Below are 20737 nucleotides of genomic sequence, written 5' to 3'. Positions count from 1 at the left end.
GGCCTCCGGCGCCGCGCTGTCAGGTTGAGGCCGATGACGATGTTCGGTGTCGCCGATCGGCCCTGGACAAACGATCCGCGAACAACGTCACCGCTGTGACGTGCGGAAACGCGCCCGATAGGCGGTCGGCGTCACCGAAAGCGTGCGCAGGAACAGCCGCCGCAGGGTCTCCGCCGAGCCCAGGCCGACCCGGCCGGCGATGAGCTCCACCGAGTCGGCGCCGCCCTCCAGCAGCGCGCGGGCCGCCTCCACCCGGACCGTGTCGACGAACTCGGCCGGCGTGCGGCCGATCTCCGCGGTGAACAGGCGGGCCAGGTGCCGGCCGCTCAGGCCGACGCGGGCGGCCAGGTCCTTGAGCTGGTGCGCGCCGCCCGGGTCGGCGACGATCGCGTCCATCACCTGGCGGACGGCGTCGCTGCGCGGGTTACGCGGACCGAGGCGGGCGCTGAACTGGGACTGGCCGCCGGGGCGGGCCATGAACACCACCAGCTGGCGGGCCACCGCCCGGGCCACGTCCGCGCCGTGGTCGTGCTCGACCAGCGACACCGTCAGGTCGATGCCGGCGGTGATGCCGGCGGAGGTGACGATCTTGCCGTCCCGCACGAACAGCGGGTCCGGCTCCACCGTGACGTCGGGGTAGCGGCGGGCCAGGTCGTCGGCGAGCTTCCAGTGCGTGGCCGCGCGACGGCCGCTCAGCAGGCCGGCCTCGGCCAGCGGGAACGCGCCCGCGCACACGCCGGCGACCCGCTGGGACCGCTTGGCCAGCTGCCGCACGGCGTCGATCAGCGGGCGGTCGGCGACCGCCCGCTGCCAGTCGGGGCGGCCGGGCACGACCATCGTGCCGACCTTCTTGGGGACCTCGGCGAAGGCGGCGTCGGCCGCGATCCGCACCCCCGCCGAGGTGCGCACCGGCGCGCCGGTGACCGAGGCGATCAGGACCTGGTAGTCGGCGCCGTGCTCGTTGGCGGCCGTCAGCACGTCGACCGGCCCGGCGACGTCCAGCAGCTGCACGCCGTCGAAGGCCAGCACGACCACCAGGTGCGGGCTCACTCCGGCCAGTCCGAGTTCAGGATCGTGGTCACGAAGTCGCCCCGTTCGAAGCCCGGCACGTAGTGGGCCAGGACGTCGGCCTTGACGTTGCCGAAGGTCGTCTCCGGCTTCGGCGCGATGCCTTCGGTGAACGCGGCCAGGATGCGGCGCTTGAAGTCCGGCCGCGGGTGCAGCTCGACCACCTCGGCCCGGACCTCGGGGGCGATGTCGTGGTAGCCGATGCCCAGCACGTCGTACTCGACGCCCGCGGTCAGCAGGGCCACCTCCGGCTCCATGAACTCCGGGATGCCCGGGGTGGTGTGCAGGGCGATGGCCGTCCACACGCGCCGGATGCTGTCCTCCGGGACCCCGTGGCCGCGCAGGAAGTCCCGCGCCGCCTCCGCCCCGTCCACCTCGAACCGCCGGCCGCTGCCGCGATGTCCTTCGCCCAGGCCGATGTCGTGGAACATCGCGCCGATGTAGAGCAGCTCCGGGTCGAAGCTCAGGTCCCGGTTGCGGCCCTGGAGGCTGCCCCAGTGGTAGACCCGGCGGGAGTGGTCGTACACCAGGTCGCTGGTCTGCTCCCGGACGAACTCGGTGGCCGCCCGGGCCAGCTTGGTGTCGGGAATCCGGATCGTCGTCATGCCACCGATCCTGATCCGTCCACCCCGGCCGCACCCGTGTCCATCAGGCCACGATACCCACGGATCAGGACATCGGCTCAGGCCCGATACCGGCGCTGAGTGCAGTGAACGGGCCTAGTCCTGGCGTATAGACGTGATGAAGGGACTCTTCCGCACGTCAGACGTCAGTATGGGGCCCTTCATGACGCGATGCCGGGGTCAGGCCGGGCGGCGGCGCCACCAGCGGCGCTTCTCCGCCTTCGCCGCCGGTTCCTGGACCGGAACAGGCTTGTGCCGGGCGGCCCGCCACTGCTCGACGACCTCATCGGCGTCGACCGGCCCGACCCGGACATGCGGACCGCTCGGCGACCGCAGCCAGGCGGCGATCCGCTGGTTCAGCGCGGAGACGTGCTCCCGCACCAGCCGCTCGGACGGCAGGTCCCGCACGGTGTCCGACAACCGCTCGACTTCCTTGCGCAGCTGGAGGGATTCCGGCAGCAGGGCGTCCATCGCGCCACCCTCACGCGCCAGGTAGCTGCGCGCCCACCAGTCGGCGTCGCGCAGCTCACCGCGGTCGGGCAACGGTTTCCCCCTGCCCGGCAGGTCGTCGAACTCCCCCCGCTGCTCGCCCTCGCGGATCTGCTTGTCCAGCCACGACTCGTAGCCCATGCCGGCCGGTCGGCGCTCCGTCATGGGCCCGATTCTACTGGATCTTCCCGGAGAACGAGGCGGAACTGCGGCAGGTCCCGGTGGTGGCCGACGCGCAGTTGACAGTGATCACCAGGTGCTGCCCGGGCAGGATCCGCCAGGTCTGGCCGACGTGGTAGTCGAAGGCCCGGAAGTTGCCCAGCCCGAACTCGGCCAGCACCTGATTGTCCCGCTGGATGCGGATGATGCCAGTGTCGCCGTACGGGTTCTGCAACAGGAAGTCGGTCACCACAAGGGTCTTGTCGGCCGGCGGCAGCGTCTCCATGCCGAACTTCTTGAAGTCGTTGGCATTGGAGGTCACCGGGGCGTTGGCCGCGATGCGGAAGTCGGTGTCCGTGCCGGGAATGTCGCCGACCCCGGCGGCCCCCGTGCCCGGCTTCGCGCCCGCGCCGCCGTTGGCCGCCTGCTGGGCCTGCGCGGCCTGCTGCTGCGCCGAGGAGGCCTCCTGCTGGGCCCGGTCGGCGATGGAGATGACCGGCGTGACCTGTTCCTGCGCCGCCTGCTTGGCCGTCGACTGCACCTCCGGCTTGACGACGGTGAACCACAGCGCGATGGCCAGGATGATCAACGCCAGCAGCGCGGCCAGCGCCGGCAGCAGCCACTTGGGCAGCAGCTGGTTCTGGATGAACGCGCCGTCGGCCGACACCGGCTCCCCGCCGGTGGTCAGGACCGTGGCCTGGAACTGGTGCTTGCGCTCGGCCCCGCGCAGGTACCGCTTGTGCGGCCGGGCCGTGAACGGCACGAACGCCGCCGTGCCCGGCTCGACCGTCAGGGTCGGCTGCCGGAACCGGAACGACAGCCGCTCCTCGGTGTCGGTGGCGATCAGCTCGACCTCGGCCGGGCAGTTGCCCAGGTTGTCGATCACCAGTTCGTGCCGGCCGTGCAGCCGGCCGTGCGAGGTCTTCGGCGTGACCTCGCCCCGCAGCTCGACGAACGGGGCGACGGTGATGGCTCCCTCCTCCACCACCGAGCCCTCCGGGTCCTCCCGGGACTTGACGCGCACGCCGAACGGCGTCAGTCCGGCGCGGGCCTCGGGGCCGCGCGGCGGGGCGAAGGTCAGCGCCACGCTGCCCACATCGCCGGGCATCAGGTTCACGACGCGAGGCTCGGCGGTCGCCCACTGCTGCGCGTCGCCGATGACGTCCACGGCGAACTGGTCCACGATGCTGCCGGTGTTGCGGATCTGCACGACACAGTGGGCCTGCTCGCCGGGAGTGACGGCCAGGCTCGGCTGTTCGAGCGACGTGATGGCACCCATGGCGAAAAGTGTCGGGCGCTGGCACCATCGGGGGCAGCGACGTTCGGGAGCGCCGGGGGGCGACCCGGTTCGCACCTAGGGGCGATTCGGGGCGGCCCGAAGGCCGCCTGTTGGCCGGCGGTGCTCCGTGCGGGCCCTGCCCTAGCTTCTGGCCCATGAGCTTGCATGTGCGCGGGCCCCTGCTCGCCCTGTTGGCGGCGGTCGGTCTCCTGGTGGCCACGACCGTGCTGCTGGTGGTCGGCCAGGGGCCGGCCGCCGTCGCGGCCGTCTCGGCGGGCACGACCGTGCGCGCCTCGGTGCTGAACAACGGATCCCAGGCCCCCGGCGGCGGGGCCCGGTCGGCGATCTCGGCGGACGGGCGCTACGTGGCGTTCGTCGGCCGCGAGCTGGATCCGTTGGACGCCAACGACCGTCACCGCGACGTGTATGTCCGGGACCTCGTCGCCGGCACCACCACGCTGATCAGCACCGGCACCGACCTGGAAGGCGCGATCCGACCGTCCACAGGGGACAGTGATGAGCCGTCCATCTCCGCCGACGGCCGCTACATCGCCTTCAGCACCGAGGCCGACAACATCGCCGCCGGCGTCGGCGGCGGCCGCAGCGCCATCGTCGTGTGCGACCGGGATGCCAACAACACCGGCAAGTTCCGGAGCCCGTGCTCGTTCACCACGGTCAGCGTGCTGCCGCCCGAGACCGCTTCCCACGGCGACGGCGGCATCGCCGCGCACGCCCCCCGACTGTCCGGCGACGCCGGCCGGGTGGCCTGGATCGACGGCTTCGGCTGCTACAGCCAGGCCGTGCAACAGGAAACCCTGGTCTCCACCACCCTGCACAAGACGCCGACCGGCGCGCTGGTCGCCCCTTCGGCCGCCGACTCGGTGAACCAGACCATGCCGTTGCCGGACTCCCGCACCGAGGACTTCTGCGACCCGGCCCTGTCGGCCGACGGCAACCAGCTCGTCGCCTCCGTCCGGTACATGTCCACCGAGACCGACGGCGACTACTACGCCATCGTCAGCGTTGACTTGCGCGGCAACAAGGTCACGCGCCTGGACGTCGACACCGACGGCGATCCGCTGGACTCCCGGGCCCAGTACTTCGAGCCCACCGTCAGCGCCAACGGCCAGCACGTCGCGTTCACCAGCCTCACCGACGCCGACGACACCGCCAGGGTCCGGCTCGTCGACCGGGCCTCCGGTCCGGGCGCGGTCGCGAAGACTTCCGTGGTGTCCAAGGACTTCGCCGGCAAGGAGCACACCGGCAAGTACCCGGCGCTGTCCGCCGACGGGCACTACCTGGCGTTTGTCACCGACAGCCCGGACATCACCGAGGGCAACGGGATTCAGGGTCCTTACAACTGCTTCCACCCGCAGCCGCTGGAACTGCGCGCCAAGTCCGCCTTCGCCGCCCAGTCCTCGTCGGCCGCGCCGGGCCCGACCTACCAGCCGTGCCAGGTCGTCGTCGTCAACCTGCTGACCTCGCAGCACCCCGAACTCGCTTCCGGCAACACGAAGTCCGCCCCCGGCGACGATGACAGCCTGTTCCCCGTGCTGTCCGGCGACGGCGGCTCCGTGGCCTTCGACTCCGCCGCCGACGACCTGATTGCCGCTGACACCAACAAGAGCACCGACTCGTTCGTGCGGACCTTCCAGCCTGGCCTGCTGGCCGACCCGGTCGACTTCGGCGCCGTGACCGTCGGGCAGACCGCCGAGCGGACCGCCACCATCCACCACACCGGCTTCGGCCCCCTCGGCTTCGACCAGGTTTCCGTTGCCGGCACTGGTTTCACGGTCGGCGGCCAGACCTGCACCAACGCTCCCATCAACGGCACCGACACCTGCCTCGTGACCGTCAAGTTCACTCCTGCCGACACCGTCGCGAAGACCGGCGTCCTCACGCTGCGGGCCAAGGTCAGCGGCAAGACCTTCCCGGTGGAGCTGCGCGGCATCGGGGCCCAGGCCGTGCAGAAGCCGCCGCAGTTCGCCGGCTCGCCCGATCCGCTCGACTTCGGCCAGCAGCTCCCGTTGGCCAAGAACGTCCAGAAGACCGTGACGGTGGTCAACGGCGGCGCCTCCCCGCTTGTCGTCAGCGGAGTCTCCATCACCGCCGGGCAGCAGGCCGGCGACTTCTCCGTCGGCGCCAACGGCTGCACCACCGTCCAACCCGGACAGTCGTGCCAGGTCACCGTCAAATACAGCCCTACCGGCCGCGCCGCTGCCGCCACCACCCCTGACCAGCGCACCGCCGTCCTCAAGTTCGACGACAACGCCGCCGGCTCGCCCCACCTGGTCGCCCTCAGCGGCGCCGTCACCATTCCCACCCTCAAGATCAGCCCCGATGTCGGCCCGCCCGGCTCCGTGATCACCGTGACCGGCACCGGCTTCGCCGCCGCCAGCCCCATCTCCGTCACCTACCGCAACGGCTTCCCCGAGTCCACCACCGCCACCTCCGACGCCAACGGCAACTTCTCCGCGCCGCTGCTCGTCTTCCCCCTGAGCGAACTCGGACCCCGCACCATCCAGGCCTCCGTCAACGGGGCCACCCCCGCCGTCGCCGCCACCGTCGACCTGCTGGTCTCCCCCGGCAGCCTCGTCGCCCCCGGCTACGAAACCCGCCACTGAGCACTGCCGCTTTCCCCAGAGAACCGCCGCGTCACCGCGGCGGTTCTCTGCATTTGAACGTCATGAAGGGCCCCATACTGACGTTGAACGTCATGAAGGGGCCCTTCCTGACGTTGAACGTGAGGAGAGGTCCCTTGATCTTGGTGGGGGAGGGAGCCGCGCCGGGCGGGGCACGACCGGGCGGGAGGGTGTCGCACACGACCAACGACTCGCGGGGGTGCCGGTGGGGTGGCGTCGCGGGGGGACGCGCCCGATCCGCGACATGCGTCAGCGGCTGATCCACCGCACCGGGTGGGTCAGCCGCTGACAGGCGAGGATCAGCTGCGCTGGAACAGCTCGATCTCGCTGATGGCCAGGTCGGTGCCGTGCAGGGACTGGTAGGTCGCGGTCACGTGCAACTCGATGCTGGTCACGTTGTGGCCGTTCTGGAGGGTGAGCTCCTGGGGGTCGGGCTGGTCCTTCAGCTGAAGGTCCTCGGTCTTGCCGGTGGAGTAGACCAGGTGCAGGCGCTCCACCCGGAAGGTCTGGTCGAACTTGTCGTTGTCGCCGTTCTGGATGATGGCCTTGTCGATGTTGACGGCGCGGTCGAAGGTGAAGACCAGGGTGGCCTCGCCCTTGGTGGTGGGGGCGGCCCAGAAGGTGTTGCTGACGCTGTCGGCCACCAGGTCGGCGGGGTGGGTGGGCTCCTCGAAGGTGGCGGTGACCTTGGTCGGATGGACCGGGGCGTACGTCAGGTCCAGCGCCGACTGCGCGTCCTGCTGCCACGACGCGACCTTGTCGTTCACCCAGGTCCGGACGGCCGGCAGCGAGCCGTAGGCGATGCCGCCCAGCACCAGCACGATCGCCACCAGCGCCCTGATGGTCTTGAACGCCGCCCGGAAGGCCGCGCCGGTGGCCGAGCTCTTCGCCTTGCGGTCCTTGGCCGTGCGCTCCAGGGCCTTGCGCACCTTCACCCGCCGCTTGGGCAGGATCTTCCGCCACCACGGCGTCTTCACGACCTCGGCGGTGAGCAGCGTGGCCCCGCACCGACTACAGAACTTCCGCGTGTCGGCGTTACCCTCGCCGCAGTCGCCGCAGATCAGGTCCCCCGGCCGCAACCGGCGCGTCGGCGGCTTCTTGACGACGGCGGTGGGCCGCTTCTGCTCACGTTCGGGCAGCACGGAAAGCGGGTCGGGCTTGGGTGGAGTCGGGGTGGATTCGCCGAGGGGCACGACAAGCGCGGCCTCCACCGGCGGCTGCGGAGCAGCCACCGGAAGATCAAGGGACCGATCCTCACGTTGAACGTCAGGAAGGGGCCCTTCATGACGTGGGGGAGCCGCGGTGACGGGAGGGGCGGGCGGGCGGGGCGGGGCAGCAGCGCCGGGTGGGCCGGGAGGACCCGGTGGCCGAGGAGGACCACCGACTCCGGGCGGACCAGGAGGACCACCGGCTGCGGCCGGGCCGACAGGACTGCCAGTGCTGGGCGGGCCTGGAGGACGAGGAGGGCCACCGACACCAGGAGGACCGGGAGGACCGGAAACCCCGGCGGGACCCGGCGCGGCACCGGCGTTGGGAGGACCGGGCGGCCCCGGGGGACGAGGCGGACCGGGAGGAGCACCAGCTCCAGGCGGACCCGGAGGAGCACCGGCTCCGGGCGGGCCGGGAGGGCCCGGTGGGCGGGGCGGGCCGCCGACTCCGGGCGGGCCGGGAGGACCGGGTGGGCGAGGCGGGCCGCCGACCCCCGGCGGGCCCGGTGGGCGGCCGAAGCCGGGAGGGCCGCTCTGGGCCGGCAGCGGATCCCGCTCGCCGACGTCGAGGTAGACCAGGGACTGGATGCGCTCCAGCAGGGTGCGCTTGGCGGGGGCGGGTTCCTCGGGCTCGGGCTCGGCGACGGGCGGCGGCTTGGGGGCGATCTTCTCGCCGGTCCACTCCAGGAACTCGCCGCACGAGCCACAGAAGGAATCCGCGTCACGGTTGTGGAAACCGCAACTGCGGCAGACGATCACGGGGCAACCACCTCCACCCGGTGCACGACGTGGGCCGGCTTGGCGGCGGACACGACGGCGTCGACGGCACTGACGGACACGGCCGAGGGGTCGGCCACGGAAACACGGACGGCCAGGCGCGGGTGATCCTGGCCGGGGAGCTCGGCGCCGGGGGTGACGGACCAGGCGACGCCGCCGCTGTCGGCGACCTGCACCCTGCCCCCGGTGAGGACCTCGAGATTGTCGCGGAGACCGGAAACGGTGCCCCGCATGCGATACATCTGCGCGGCATGGGCGATCGCCGCCCGCTGCCGGGAGACGGGCCACGACTCGTCCAGCTCCAGACCGACCCACCCCGCCAGCCAGCCGAGGAAGTCCTCCGGCGCCAGGGCCGGGTCGAAATAGGACGGCAGGCAGTCCAAAGTGGACAGAATCGGTGCGAGGACGTCGTCGAAGCCGGAGACGAAGCGGACGGTGAACGGGTCCTCCTGGTAGATGCCGGGCAGCATCCCGGACAGGGGGACCGCGGTGGGAAGCCCGGTGACGGCGCCGCGCATCAGTGCTGCTCCACTCTGACCTGGTGCTCGAACGAGAAGACGAGGCTGCACGGATCGAGCTCGATGCGAGGGCTCTCGGACTCGCGAACGCCGGTGACGGGATTGGCTCCGAACAGGCGGACGTCCTCAACCATGTCCACGCCGCGAATACGTTGCAGGAGGCCGAAGATCTCGCCGGCGGGAACGGGCCGGCCGAAGGGCCAGCCGGTGCCGTCGGGACCGCCGCTGATGGGATTCAGGTACGCGTACAAGGCGGCGAGGGCGTCGGTCCGGACGCGGGCGGTGTCGACGCGCGGGCGAGCGACCAAGCGGGCGACCACGGTGACGCCACGGTAGCGAGGCGGCTCGACCAGCACCCGCGTGCCGATGAGGCGGACCTGGTCGAGGTGAGAAGCGATGCGGCGCAACATGTCCTCGTCGGGCACGAGCTCGCCGAGCTTGATCCCGGACGCCTCCGAGGCGGCGGGAACGACCAGCACCCGAACGGAACCGGCCTGGACGTCGTCCTCGCCGGCGGTGACGCAGCGGACGCGGGCGAGCTCAGGGGCGATCTCCGAGACGATCGCCTCGTAGTCCTCGGCGGTGACGGCCCGGCTACGGGTGCGCAGCAGGATGGGCCCGCGCGCCTTGGCCTCCTCGATGGTCTCGGCGTCGACGCCACCCTTGGCGAACTCCAGGTTCTCCACCCGGTCCACAAACGGAATGGACGACTTGAGGGTGCGGATGGCGCCCTTGCCAACGTTGCCGTGCCGGCCGCCACCGGTGGCGTAGCGGCGAATCCGAATCGACTCGCCGGCCTCGGGCACGGCCCCGTGCTGACGAATGCCGCCATCGGCGTCACGGACGACCGGGCCGAAGGTGATGGTGCCGGCGACCTCGTCGAGCAGGTAGTGCCGATCGGCGGGCCCGCTCCAGGCGAAACCGCTGACCTGACTCCATTCCTGCCAGCCATCGGCGGAGCTGACCTCGACGACAGGCGAGGCGATGCCGCCGAGCAATGGCGCGCGACCCAGGCGGAACTGTTGCCCGGCAACACCTTCGGACATGCCCAGCAGCTCGACGTCGACGATCTCGGCGTGGATGGCGGGTGCGGTGCCGCCGACCGTCGAGGCCGACAGGCCCATGACGACCGGGGAGTCACTGTAGGTCGGGAAGCCGTCGGGAACCTCGACCACACGGGCGCGTAACCAGCCGGCCCGCTGTCCAACCAGGACAGACGCCTCATGGTTGTCGGGAACGTGCACCAGGACGCCGCCGGCCTTGTTCAGGGCCCCGGTGTCGTCCCGGCTGACCAGGCACTCGGTCCACCCCGAGCCGGTAAACGCCTCCCACACCAGCGGCGGCTGCTCGGGATGAACGCCGACACCCTCGACGTGGCAGTCGAAATCCAGGCGCACGACACAACTCGGCACCGGGTCGGTCAGGCCGACCAGGAGCAGATCCCCGACCTGCGGGACCGGGCTGAAAGCCGGGAAGGAGCGTCCCAGCTTGAGTTCCTCCGTCCGCTCGACGGCGAAGTCGTCCACCACGGTCGCGACCCGGCTCAGCGCGCACGGCACGATCTGGAGATCACGCCTGGTGCTGAACAGGATCGACTCCTCCAGGTCGGTGCGCGGCGTGGCGACGCTGGTGCCGGCGGCGACACCGACGGAGGTGATCGCCGGCGCGGACAGCCAGAAGGTGACCGGCGCCTCGGCCGGGGTGGCGGGGATCAGCCGTAAGCCGATCATGTCGAGGAACTTCACGTACATGCGGTCCGGGACCTGGTTGAGCCGGAACAGCAGTTGGTCGGTCATGTAGGCGAAGGTCTCGATGAGCGTCACGCCCGGATCGGACACGTTGTGGTCCGTCCACTCCGGACAGCGGCGCATCACCATCCGCTTGGCGTCGTCCACCAGGTCCTGGAACCGGCGGTCGTCGAGGTTGGGCACGGGCAGGGCCATCAGTAGTCACTCCCGTCCTCGGGGATGGTGTAGAACGGGAACACCAGGTTGCGGCGGTCGTTGGTGTGCTTGATCCGGTAGCTGATGTCGATGTAGAGCACGCTGCGGTCCTCGGGATCGGGCCGCACGTCGACCAGTTCCACGTCGACCCGGGCCTCCCAGCGCAGCAGCGCGTTGCGGACCTCCTCGGCCAGCTCGGCCGCGGTGGCGGCGTCGGCCGGCCGGAACACGAAGTCCCGCAGTCGGCTGCCGAAGGCCGGCCGCATGGGCCGCTCCCCCGGATAGGTGGCCAGGATCAGCCGCATGGCCTGCTCCAGCTCCACCTCGCGGCGGACCAGCTCGATGCCGCCCCGCGGCGACACGCCCAGCGGGAACGCCCACCCGGCGCCGACGAAGTCCTGTGACACCACTGCCTCTTCTCAGTTCAGCTTGATCATCTGGCCGGACACCTCGACCAGGGCCGGGCTGGAGATCTTCACGCCGGCCTGGCCGGACAGCTCCAACTGCCCGTCGCTGGTGAGCTTGAGCCCGCCGGCGCCGGCCTTGATCTCGATCTTTCCCGCGCCCGAGCAGTCGATGGTCAGGGTGCCGGCCGGGGTGCGGCTGGCCGGCGGGGCCGGCTTGCAGCTCACCACCATCGTGCCGCCGACCTGATCGATGGCCAGGCCCATGTTGCCGTCGCCGGTGCCGAGCGTGATCGACGACGTGGTCGGCGGCGCGGCCCCGGGCGGCCCGGGCGGCAGGTCGTCCTCCAGCAGCAAACCGTTGCCGGCCGGGGAAGTGATGCCGCGCTTGACCACCGAGCCCGAGCCGTTGACCGCGGAGCTCAGCGGCTCGTAGGACGAGTTGTCGTTGACCAGCCCGCCGATCACGTACGGCCGGCGCGGGTCGCCGAACTCGAAGCCCAGCAACACTTCGTCGCCGACCTCGGGCAGGAACACCAAGCCGCTGCGCCGACCCGCGCCGAGCTGCACGACCCGGGCCCAGTCCGACTCGTAGTCCGGCGACAGCCACGGCAGCGCGACCTTGACCTTGCCCTTGCTGTCCGGGTCGTTGGAGTTGGTGACCACGCCGCAGACCAGGCCCGACAACCCGGGGTGCTGTTGCGCGCCACCGGAAGCGAGCTTGAGCAGCGACCGGTCCTGCCGCCCGCTGACGTAGAACCTCGTGTGGTAGCCGTTTTCCGCCGGATCGAAGACGTGCTTGGCGTTGGTCACGGTCCAGCTGCCGGCGAACTGCTTGGGCACGTGGGCCACGGTCACCTTGACGCCGGCCTGGATGCGCGGGTCGCCGACGGCGGTGCCCTCGGCCTCGGCGAAGGTGCTGGAGATGTGGTCGGCCAGCCCCTTGGCCGCCTCCTCGGCGGCGGAGTCGGCGGCCGATCCAGTCGCGAGTGGACGGTCGACGACCACAAAAGCGGTGTTGCTGGGCGAGGAGCCGAAGTCGATGTGCGGCAGGCCGGGAATCGGCGGCAGCGCCGGCAGGTGCGGCAACGGCGGCAGCAGCCCGTCGGTGAAGGAGTTGGCCAGCTGGCCCGGCTCCTCGCCGTCGATCTGCGCGGTGCCGGTGGCCGCCGACGCGGAACCCACGGCCACCCGGGCCGATTTGGCGTCCCAGACCCGGACCTCGACGTCCGGCGTGAGGTTCGCGGCGGAGATCCGGGGCAGGAAGGTGACCAGGTTGTCCTTGAACGTCAGCGTCGGGCCGGCCCCGATGCCGGTGAGGCTGGACAGGGTGTCGAGCAGGCCGCCGCCGCTGGGCTGGCCGGAAGCCCTGCGGAAGAAGAACTCCCCGCCGACCACGCCGGTCTCGAAGCCGATCTCCCTGGCCCTGGCGACCAGGAAGTCCCAGTCGGTCTGGGCCACCTGGGCGAGATGGGTGTGGGTGGTGTCGGACTCGTCGATCGAGCCCACGTCCAGCCCGGCGTGGTTGGCGATCTGCCGGGCGATGTCGGAGTCCTTCATGTTGAGAAAGGTCCGGGTGCGGCGGGCCCGCTGCAACCGGTGGGCCTTCTCGTAGCCGCGGATCACGGTGTATATCAAGGAATCCGCGCAGATCGCCTCGATGGCGGTGACCTCGCCCTTGATCAGCGAGGTGGTGCCGGTGCTGGTGGCGTCGCCGGCCAGGATCTCCACCCCGGCCCCGATCGCCAGGCCGGCGTCGTCGGTGACGGTGCCGGCCTCGTCCAGGAAGGTCAGCTCGAACATGTCGGGCAGGTGCAGGTGGGTGTCCACCACCGCGCGCACGAGATTGCCCTGCACCAGCGGGGAAAGCGGCAGGCCCACGATCGAGCCGATCTTGATCGTCGGCCAGACGATGGCGGTGGACTGGCCGATCAGGCCGCCGGGCATCATCGCGGGCTCCCGGACGTCAGCTCGTCGGCGTTGGGCAGGTACACGGTGGTGCCGGGGCGCACGCGGGTCGGGTCGTCGATGCCGTTGACCTCGGCGATCCGCCGCCACAGCGCGGGAGTCCCGTAGTTGGCGGTGGCGATCGACTGGAGGTTCTCGCCCTCCCCCACGGTGTGCGTGCGCCGGCCCGGCTGGCCGCCGGAGGTCGGGTTCATCGGCAGGCTGCCCAGCAGGCTCGGAACCTCTTGCAGGGTCAGGTTGAGCACGGCGCGGATCGGGATGCCGGCGTGGCTGAACCGCTCGTAGGTGATGTCGCAGCCGGTCATCCGCACGCTGTACATGAAGCCGATCATTGGCGGACCCCACTGGAAGGTCAGCACCGGCGGCTCGGTGGTGAGGTTGGCGCCGGCCAGCGCGGCCACCATGCCGACCAGGTTGAGCGCGCTGCCCGGGGCCATCCATCCCAGCAGGGTGTCGCAGCGCATCTTGGTGGTCACGCCCTCGAACTTCACCTTGTTGATGACGATCTTGGAGTTGCGCACGTTCTGCGTGACCATGGCGTTGCTGCTGCCGTTGGAGGAGGTCGGCGTGGACCGGTTGCCGTACTGGCCCTGCCGCGACATCTGGATCGTCGACGGGTTGAAGTCGAACGGCACCAGGCCGAAGTTGGCCGGGTCCGTGCAGCGCAGCTGCGCCGGCACGCGCGCCCCGGCCAGCATGGCCGCGCCGATCGCCGCGCCAGCAGCGATATCCGCGGCGGCGGCGACCGCCCCCAGTGCCCCGGTCATAGGAACCCCTCATGCACGAGTTGCAGGCTTTCTATTGCCACGCCCAAAGTTCTGGCATCCAGCTCGGGCCCGTCCCACTTGCTCGGGTACACGTTGCGCAGCGTCCAGCTGGCCACCCGGGCCGCCTTGGCGTCGAACAAGGTGATCGTGGCGGTGCCACCGCCGCCGCTGTTGTCGGCGTTCACCCAGCTCTGCGCCTTCTGGCTCAGCCAGGCCTGCACGCGGGGCGTGTCCTGCGCGCTCATGGCTCGCTGCAAGGTGATCGGCGGGTACTCCAGCTGCCCTGGTAGGTAGGTCGGGTGCTGGTAGTTGCCGCCCTCGTACCAGGGTTCGGGCTTGAAGTCCACGCTCAGGCCCGAACAGCGCGCCCAGCCGCCGAGGTCGACGCCGTCGACCGAGACGTGGAAGCGGGTGACCAGGCCCAGCATGGACATCGGGGTCAGCGGCATCGTCCTCAGCCTCCGTAGCTGACGTCGTCGTCGAGGAAGCCCTCGTGCACGATCTCCAGCGTCTCGATGGCCACGTTGCTGCCGCCGGCCTCGAAGTTGGCGATGGACCACTTGGCCGGCATCGCGTTCTTCAGGTGCCAGTCCAGCACCTTCTGCGTGGACGAGTCGTGCAGCACGATCTGCACCTCCATGCCGCCCTTGTGGTGGAAGGAGGTCTGGCTGAGCCAGTCCTTGACCTTCTGCGAGTCGTCCTTGGCCGCGGCCCGGGACAGCCGGACGTGGCTGTACTTGGTGGCGGCCGGGAAGTACCAGCGCTGGTTGCCGGCGTCGCCGGCCCGGTAGTCGGCCACGTCCCAGGTCACGTCCAGGCCCTCGGCCTTGGTCCAGCTGCCCAGGTCGTGTTCGCCCGGCGTCACCTTGACGGTGAACCGGTTGGCCAGGCCGATCACCGACTGGTCGTTGAGTGGCATGACTTCTCCCCTATCGGTAGTCGGACAACTGGCCGGCGCGTTCCCGGTCGACCAGCAGCTCCAGCCGCAGCCGGCTGCGCAGGCGGGTGTAGAGGCGGGCCGACAGCTCCTCCAGGTCCAGGTCGTTGATGTCGACGTGGTGGTGGGCGGTGGCGGCGGTGCTGGCGGTCGTGGTGGTCGCGGCCGTGTGGGCGGTGGTCGGTGTGGTGGCCTGGGATTGGGACGTCTGACCGTGCTGCTGGGTGGCCGGCTGCTGCGGTTGTTGTTGCTGTTGCCCGGTTTCCCGGTGCAGGTGGTGGCCGTTGCGGCTGAGCCGGCCGAGCACCGCGGCCTCCAGGTAGCCGGCGGTGGAGTCGGCCGGCTGGTCCTGGTCCTGTTGCTGCTGTTGCGATTGGGCACCCTGCTGGGACTGCGGCTGAACCGTTGCCGCGGTGCTCTGCGGCAACGGTCCGTGGGACGATTGGGTTGTCTGCGCCGGTGTTGTGCTCGGCGGCGCGTGCCGGGCGGCCGATGGCCGTAGCCGCGACAACACCGCCGCTTCGAGGTAGCCGGCGGTCGGATCGGGTTGATCGGCTTGCTGTTGTTGCTGCGGTGACTGGGATTGCTGCTGCTGGCCTTGGGGCGGCAGGCCGAGGGCCTGGCGTTGTTGCGGGGTGAGCGAAGGGTTCTGCCACTCCTGCTGGACGACGCGGCGGGCCGTGTCGGTGGCGACGCGGTCGACCTCCTCGCGAACCCGGGTGTCGATCACCTGCTGCGGGGCGGACGGGGTGGTTGCGGTCGTGGCCGTGGGAGCGAGCTGGGTGTGGGTGTCGGCAACGAAGCTCGGGGTGAGCCGTGGGGCGTGGATCAGAGGCGGCGGCTCCGGCGCTTCGCCGGCGTAGAAGCGTTCGGCGGCAACGGCTTCGGCCTCAAGGGCCTGGCCGTGCTCGGAAGACGGGGACGGCAACGACAGGCCGAGGGTGCGTTGCTGGACCGCGTGCACGAGTTCGTGCGCGATCAAGCCCCGCGCCTTCGGCGAGGTCACGGGACCGGCCTCGTCCGGCAGATGCACCTTGCCCGCGCGGGTGAACGCCCGCGCACCATGGGATCGCGCCTCGGCCGAGACGGCTTTGCCGCGCACCACCGGCACATCCGCGACCTCGACACCGTGGGTCTGGCGCATCGCCGTCGCGAGCTCGGCCGGCACCGACTCGTGGATAACCGGGGCCGGCTGGTCGACCACAGTGGACGGAGCCGGCTCGTCGATAACCGGCGCCAGTTGGTGGATCAGCGGCGCGGCCGCTGGGGCAGGCTCCTCAGGAGCCGACTCCTCGGCCGCCTGCGGCGTCGGCGCGGAGATCGGCGCGCCCAGGCCGAGCCGGCGGCTCTGGCCGAGGTTGGCCCGACGCTCCGGCCTCGGCCGCACGACCGGGACTGGTGGCGGAGGTGGCGGCGCCGGCGTTTCCATGATGGGCAGCGGGAGTCCCAGATCCGGCAGGCCGGCCGGCTCGTCGTTCTGCTGCGTCATCCAGGCCGGCGGGGTGTAGCGCAGCCAGGCCGGGGCGCGATGCGGAACCTTGGGCTCGCGGGGCTCCTCGACGTGCTGATCGTCCACATAGGTCAGTGGCATCGGCTCGATCGGCGTCACCGTCACGGCTCGCCTGCGCACCGGCCGGTGCACGACCTCCGCCGCCTCACGGTCGAAACGCACCGGCTTGATCACCGAGGCGATGCCCTGCACCGAACCGCGCAACACCGGCTCACTCGCCGCCATCGGCTCCCGCCGCCCCGGCAGCGGCGGCAACACCGGAGCCGGGCCGATCACCAGCGGCGCCTTCGCACCGAAGGTGCCCGGCAGCGGCGGAAGGCCCGACCACTCCCGATGCTGCGGCCGCTCGACGGCACCCGTCTCACCAGCCTGGCCACCCCCCGGTCCACCAGCCTGGCCAACCCCCGGCCCACCAGCCTGGCCAACCCCCGGCCCACCAGCCTGGCCAACCCCCGGCCCACCAGGCAGGCCAACTCCCGGCTCTCCAGGCCGGTCGACTCCGGCCGGGCCGATCGCGGCGCCGGCCCCACCAGTCCCGGCGGCGCCAGACTCGGCGTTCACCGCCGCCTCCCCGCCCCGTCTCCGAAACGGCCAGCGCATCCGCCCTCCCTCAACTCTCCGTGACCGCTGCTTCGCTTGGAAGGGGGCCTTCCTCCACTCCGAGTGGAGGAAGGCCCCCTTCCAAGCCTTACTAGCCAGTAGGGGACTACTGGGGGTTACTGTCGGCTTGGTGGGTGTGGATCTTGCCGATCTCGGCGATCATTCGCTGCCGCACCGGGTGCTCCAGGTCGAGGATCGAGCCGAAGGTCCAGTGCAGGTAGTAGGCCACGTACGCGACTTCCTCCCAGATCCGGTCAGCCGCGCACGTCAGGATCCCCCCGGCGCATCACCGGCGATGTCGACCCCGAAGTCCTTGCCGCAGTGCGGGCAGCTCACGGCGACCTCGGTGTGGCCGTCCTGGTTGATCCGGCGGTACAGGTCCTGGAGGAACGCCAGGTCCGAGGCGAACAGGTTCTCGATGACAAAGGTGTCCACAGCGGACAGATCGCCGAGCTCGGTGACCGTGCGCTCCAGCAGCAGAACCGTGAGATAGGCCGGGTTCTGCTTGGAGCGCTGGTCGGCCTGGGTGGTGATCTCGTCGCGGGCGGTGGCCAGGCGCATGATCCCGCTGCGGTGCACCCGGCCGTTCTCGTCGACGTAGCCGCGGGGCAGGGTGAACGGGTACTCGGTGCGCAAGGTCTCCTGCACGGCGGTCACAGTCCCACCTCGCTGGCGCTCGGCGGGTCTGCGACCCAGGCCACTGTGCTGAATGGTTCCCTCGCAAGCTCGGTCACGGCGCGACCCGCTGGATGTGCTCGCAGACCAGGGTCACGGTCTCCATCAGCACCTCGCTGGCCCCGGCCTTGAGGCCGCCGATCTCCAGCTTGGACGGCCACGCGTGCTCAAGGTGGTAGCGGGCGACGGGCTTGCCGTCGGTGGAGTACATGACCAGCGAGCAGCTCTTGCGGGCGGCCACGATGTCGCCGTTGAGCACGGCCTCGTGCCACGCCCACAGCTCCATGCTGGAGTTCTTGCCGCGCTTGAGGACCAGGGTCGGCGGCTTGGTCTTGCCGGGCAGTTTCTTGAGCACCACGGCCTTGTCGGTGGACTCCATCAGCTCGACCGCCTCGACCTCGGTGGTGATGCCGAGCAGCTCGGCGAACGAGGCGATCTCGTAGCCGTCGATGGTGATGGAGAAGCGGGCCGCGGTGAGCGCGTCGCTCGGCTGGTTGGGACCGAGTCCGGAGGGCATCGTGTCTCCTTTGTGGACGGTTCGGGGGGATTACTCTTCGAGCGAAGCGCCCTCGGAGAACTGGGAGATGCGGAAGACCACGAACTCGGCCGGCTTGACCGGCGCGATGCCCAGCTCGACGACGAGGATGCCGGCGTCACGGCTGTCCGGCGGGTTGTTCTCCTCATCGCACTTGACGAAGAACGCCTCGGCCGGGGTGCGCCCGAACAGCGCCCCGTCCCGCCACACCCGGCGCAGGAACATGGTGATGGTGCGCTTGACCGAGTCCCACAGCTTCGGGTCGTTGGGCTCGAACACGACCCAGTTGGTGCCCTGAAGAATGGACTTCTCCACGTAGTTGAACAGCCGCCGCACGTTGAGGTAGCGCCACTCCGGGTCGCTGGACAGGGTGCGCGCGCCCCACACCCGGATGCCCTGCCCGGGGAAGGCCCGGATGCAGTTGACGGCCACCGGGTTGAGCGTGTCGTGCTCCCCCTTGGTGATGTTGAGCTCCAGCGTCACCGCGCCCCGCACGACCTCGTTGGCCGGGGCCTTGTGCACGCCGCGGTTGGCGTCGTTGCGGGCCCAGATGCCGGCCATGTGCCCGCTCGGCGGCACGAAGACCTGCTTGCCGGCCACCGGGTCGGCCACCTTGATCCACGGCCAGTACATGGCCGCGTACTTGGAGTCGTAGCCGGTGAAGTCCATCCGCCATTCCTTGACCCGCTGGGCGTTGAGGCCGGGCGGGGTGTCCAGGACGGCGACGCGGTCGGCCATCAGCTCGCAGTGCGCGATCATGGCCAGCTGCACGGCCTTGACGTCGTCCAGCGAGATCTTGCCCTGCTGGTAGGCGGCCATCAGGTCGGGCACGCACAGCATGGTGACGTTGTCGATGGCCTCCAGGCCGCCGAAGCCGGTGCGGTCGGCCGAATCGCCGACGTAGTCGCCGGCGGACACCACGTCCGCGGCCCCGCCCGGCAGTGCGACCTCGCCGGTCTGCGGCACGGCCAGGGCCTTGCCCTTGGTGTCCTCGACGGTGATCAGCTTGGACTGCGCGCGCACCACGGTGACGACGTTGTTGGCGCCGCGGCGGGTGGTCAGGTTGTCGAAGGTCTCGACCGGCTGCCCGCCCTGCTTGACCACCAGCTTGAAGGCGTCGTCGGCGGGCTCGCCGGCCGGCTGCACCTCGACGCTGATCCCGGTCAGCTCGGGCTGTCTTGCCGACACGGTCAGCGCGACGCGACCGTCCACAGCGGACGGAAGCTCGGCGATCGGGGCGGTGTCACCGCCGGCTCCCCCGACCCGCACCACGTAGGCGGTGCCGCCGCCGTTGAGGAAGTAGCCGTAGACGGCGTGCGCGAGGTAGTAGCCGGGCACGAAGTCGCCGAACGACCGCTTGAACTGGGTCCAGCTGGTGACCAGGACCGGCTCGTCGACCGGCCCCTTCTCGGCGAATCCCACGAAGGCGGCGACCGCGGTCCCGACGGCCTCGATCGGCCTCGAACCCGATGACACTTCCTCCATGTACACGCCGGGCGCGAGGTAGCTGCTTGGCATCGGGCCCTCCCTGACAGACACTTGCGACAACGACATCGTGACCAACCGGGCGCGGTCTTCCCAGCGACCGGGGTGCGGGACTAAAGGCGGCCGGGACTGCACCTAGGGGCGAACGGGTCGGGGCCAAAGGGACGCCTGTCCGCCACTGCGATCGCCGGCGTCGGCCACGGACACTTCGATCTGTGCTCACCACCGTTGACCAGTCGCTGTGCGACCTGTTGCGGAAACGGCTGCCGGACGGCACCGCCGTTCTGCTCGGCGCGCCGGCCGAACCGCTGGCCGCCGTCTCGTTGACCCTGTTCGGGTTGCGGGAGGACGCGCGCGGCCGGTCAGCCGGCTGGGACGACGTTCGGGACGCGGACGGCACTCTACTGGGCCGCCGCGCGCCGACGCGCCGCTACGAACTGTCCTATGTGGTCCAGGCCCACGCGGCCGACGCCGAGACCGAGCACGACCTGTTGGGGCAGGCGCTGATCGCGTTGACCGACGAGGACACCGGTCTGGCCTATGAGCTACGGCTGGGCGATTGCCTGCCGTGCGAACGGGGTTTCCCGCCACGCGCCGGGTTCGTGCTCACGGTCGGCGCGGCCTATGTGCCGCCGCTCGACACCGAACTGGCCAAGCCGGCCGACGAGATGCACATGGGCGTGGCGCGCACGGTGCGTCCGCCGGCGCCCCCGGCCAACGCGAAACGCTGGGCCCGCAAGCGGATCGAGGAGACCTGATGCCACCCGGAGCCAAGCAGGGCGACCAGGTCGTCGGCACCGACACGCACATCTACATGATCCCCTCCCCCGGTGGCCCGGTGCCCACGCCGCTGCCCAGCCCGTTCGCCGGCAAGATCACCGGTGGGTGCAGCGCCAACGTGATGATCGGCGGCATGCCGGCGGCGACTGTCGGCAGCACCGCCACCAACTCGCCGCCGCACGTGCCGCAGGGCGGCCCGTTCCAGGCGCCGCCGACCAACCAGGGCACGGTGACCCAGGGCAGCGGCACCGTAATGATCAACAACAAGCCGGCCGCCCGCGTCGGGGACCCGGTGACCACCTGCAACGACCCCGCCCCGGCCCCGACGAGCTCCATCGTCGGCGCGGGCACCGTGATGATCGGCGGTTGA

20 protein-coding genes are annotated in these 20737 nt (G+C 70.8%); 3 read left to right on the top strand and 17 right to left on the bottom strand.

Going from position 1 to position 20737, the window contains the following annotated elements; all coding sequences use genetic code 11:
• Positions 1-87 precede the first annotated feature (87 nt).
• The 4 genes from ACIG5F_RS09235 to ACIG5F_RS09220 form a co-directional block, all read right to left on the bottom strand.
• Positions 88-1050, bottom strand: coding sequence for a GlxA family transcriptional regulator (locus ACIG5F_RS09235; protein ID WP_396516958.1), 963 nt, complete (start codon positions 1048-1050; stop codon positions 88-90).
• On the bottom strand, positions 1047-1673 hold the full coding sequence (locus tag ACIG5F_RS09230) for an HD domain-containing protein (RefSeq protein WP_396516957.1): 627 nt from the start codon (positions 1671-1673) through the stop codon (positions 1047-1049). The genes ACIG5F_RS09235 and ACIG5F_RS09230 overlap by 4 nt, the downstream gene beginning before the upstream one ends.
• Before the next feature lie 198 nt (positions 1674-1871).
• On the bottom strand, positions 1872-2345 hold the full coding sequence (locus ACIG5F_RS09225) for a DUF1992 domain-containing protein (RefSeq protein WP_396516956.1): 474 nt from the start codon (positions 2343-2345) through the stop codon (positions 1872-1874).
• A 10-nt stretch (positions 2346-2355) separates the two neighbouring features.
• Positions 2356-3618 carry a hypothetical protein gene (locus tag ACIG5F_RS09220; RefSeq protein WP_396516955.1) on the bottom strand — a complete coding sequence of 421 codons (1263 nt, stop codon included), beginning with the start codon at positions 3616-3618 and terminating at the stop codon, positions 2356-2358.
• A gap of 155 nt (positions 3619-3773) precedes the next feature.
• On the opposite strand from ACIG5F_RS09220, the gene ACIG5F_RS09215 reads away from it, so the two are divergent.
• Complete coding sequence (locus ACIG5F_RS09215; protein WP_396516954.1) at positions 3774-6242, top strand: choice-of-anchor D domain-containing protein; 2469 nt, start codon at positions 3774-3776, stop codon at positions 6240-6242.
• A gap of 317 nt (positions 6243-6559) precedes the next feature.
• Here the strand turns inward: ACIG5F_RS09215 and ACIG5F_RS09210 are convergent, their stop codons facing one another.
• The 13 genes from ACIG5F_RS09210 to ACIG5F_RS09150 form a co-directional block, all read right to left on the bottom strand.
• Entirely contained in the window at positions 6560-7492 is a 933-nt protein-coding gene (locus tag ACIG5F_RS09210; RefSeq protein ID WP_396516953.1) for an NADase-type glycan-binding domain-containing protein, read from the bottom strand.
• Positions 7493-8223: 731 nt separating this feature from the next.
• On the bottom strand, positions 8224-8763 hold the full coding sequence (locus tag ACIG5F_RS09205) for a phage tail protein I (protein WP_396516952.1): 540 nt from the start codon (positions 8761-8763) through the stop codon (positions 8224-8226).
• Positions 8763-10706, bottom strand: a complete 1944-nt coding sequence (locus tag ACIG5F_RS09200) for a putative baseplate assembly protein (protein WP_396516951.1) — start codon at positions 10704-10706, stop codon at positions 8763-8765. Before ACIG5F_RS09200 ends, ACIG5F_RS09205 begins: the two co-directional genes overlap by 1 nt.
• Entirely contained in the window at positions 10706-11113 is a 408-nt protein-coding gene (locus ACIG5F_RS09195; protein ID WP_396516950.1) for a GPW/gp25 family protein, read from the bottom strand. The genes ACIG5F_RS09200 and ACIG5F_RS09195 overlap by 1 nt, the downstream gene beginning before the upstream one ends.
• A gap of 12 nt (positions 11114-11125) precedes the next feature.
• Positions 11126-13060 (bottom strand): phage baseplate assembly protein V, encoded by a 1935-nt coding sequence (locus tag ACIG5F_RS09190; RefSeq protein WP_396516949.1) that lies wholly within the window; start codon positions 13058-13060, stop codon positions 11126-11128.
• A complete protein-coding gene (locus ACIG5F_RS09185) occupies positions 13057-13845 on the bottom strand; it encodes a LysM peptidoglycan-binding domain-containing protein (RefSeq protein WP_396516948.1) in 789 nt (262 codons plus the stop codon). Before ACIG5F_RS09185 ends, ACIG5F_RS09190 begins: the two co-directional genes overlap by 4 nt.
• The gene (locus ACIG5F_RS09180; protein WP_396516947.1) at positions 13842-14294 is read right to left on the bottom strand and encodes a phage tail protein; all 453 of its coding nucleotides are present in this window, start codon (positions 14292-14294) and stop codon (positions 13842-13844) included. Before ACIG5F_RS09180 ends, ACIG5F_RS09185 begins: the two co-directional genes overlap by 4 nt.
• Positions 14295-14299: 5 nt before the next feature.
• Complete coding sequence (locus ACIG5F_RS09175; RefSeq protein WP_396516946.1) at positions 14300-14764, bottom strand: phage tail protein; 465 nt, start codon at positions 14762-14764, stop codon at positions 14300-14302.
• Between the two features lie 10 nt (positions 14765-14774).
• Entirely contained in the window at positions 14775-16568 is a 1794-nt protein-coding gene (locus ACIG5F_RS09170) for a DUF4157 domain-containing protein (protein WP_396516945.1), read from the bottom strand.
• Positions 16569-16998: 430 nt separating this feature from the next.
• A complete protein-coding gene (locus tag ACIG5F_RS09165; protein ID WP_396517349.1) occupies positions 16999-17142 on the bottom strand; it encodes a DUF6760 family protein in 144 nt (47 codons plus the stop codon).
• 17 nt (positions 17143-17159) lie between these two features.
• Complete coding sequence (locus ACIG5F_RS09160; RefSeq protein ID WP_396516944.1) at positions 17160-17549, bottom strand: phage tail assembly protein; 390 nt, start codon at positions 17547-17549, stop codon at positions 17160-17162.
• 73 nt (positions 17550-17622) lie between these two features.
• Entirely contained in the window at positions 17623-18084 is a 462-nt protein-coding gene (locus ACIG5F_RS09155) for a phage tail protein (RefSeq protein WP_211766989.1), read from the bottom strand.
• A 30-nt stretch (positions 18085-18114) separates the two neighbouring features.
• A complete protein-coding gene (locus tag ACIG5F_RS09150; protein ID WP_396516943.1) occupies positions 18115-19620 on the bottom strand; it encodes a phage tail sheath family protein in 1506 nt (501 codons plus the stop codon).
• A gap of 182 nt (positions 19621-19802) precedes the next feature.
• Here ACIG5F_RS09150 and ACIG5F_RS09145 point away from each other — a divergent pair, with 182 nt between their 5' ends.
• Positions 19803-20345, top strand: coding sequence for a Pvc16 family protein (locus tag ACIG5F_RS09145; RefSeq protein WP_396516942.1), 543 nt, complete (start codon positions 19803-19805; stop codon positions 20343-20345).
• Positions 20345-20737 (top strand): PAAR domain-containing protein, encoded by a 393-nt coding sequence (locus ACIG5F_RS09140; protein WP_396516941.1) that lies wholly within the window; start codon positions 20345-20347, stop codon positions 20735-20737. Before ACIG5F_RS09145 ends, ACIG5F_RS09140 begins: the two co-directional genes overlap by 1 nt.

Origin of the sequence: Kutzneria sp. NPDC052558 (assembly GCF_044547355.1) — a bacterium.
Taxonomy (GTDB): Bacteria; Actinomycetota; Actinomycetes; order Mycobacteriales; family Pseudonocardiaceae; genus Kutzneria.
The sequence above is the reverse complement of the archived record's forward strand: the minus strand, read 5'-3'. Positions and strand labels throughout refer to the sequence as shown.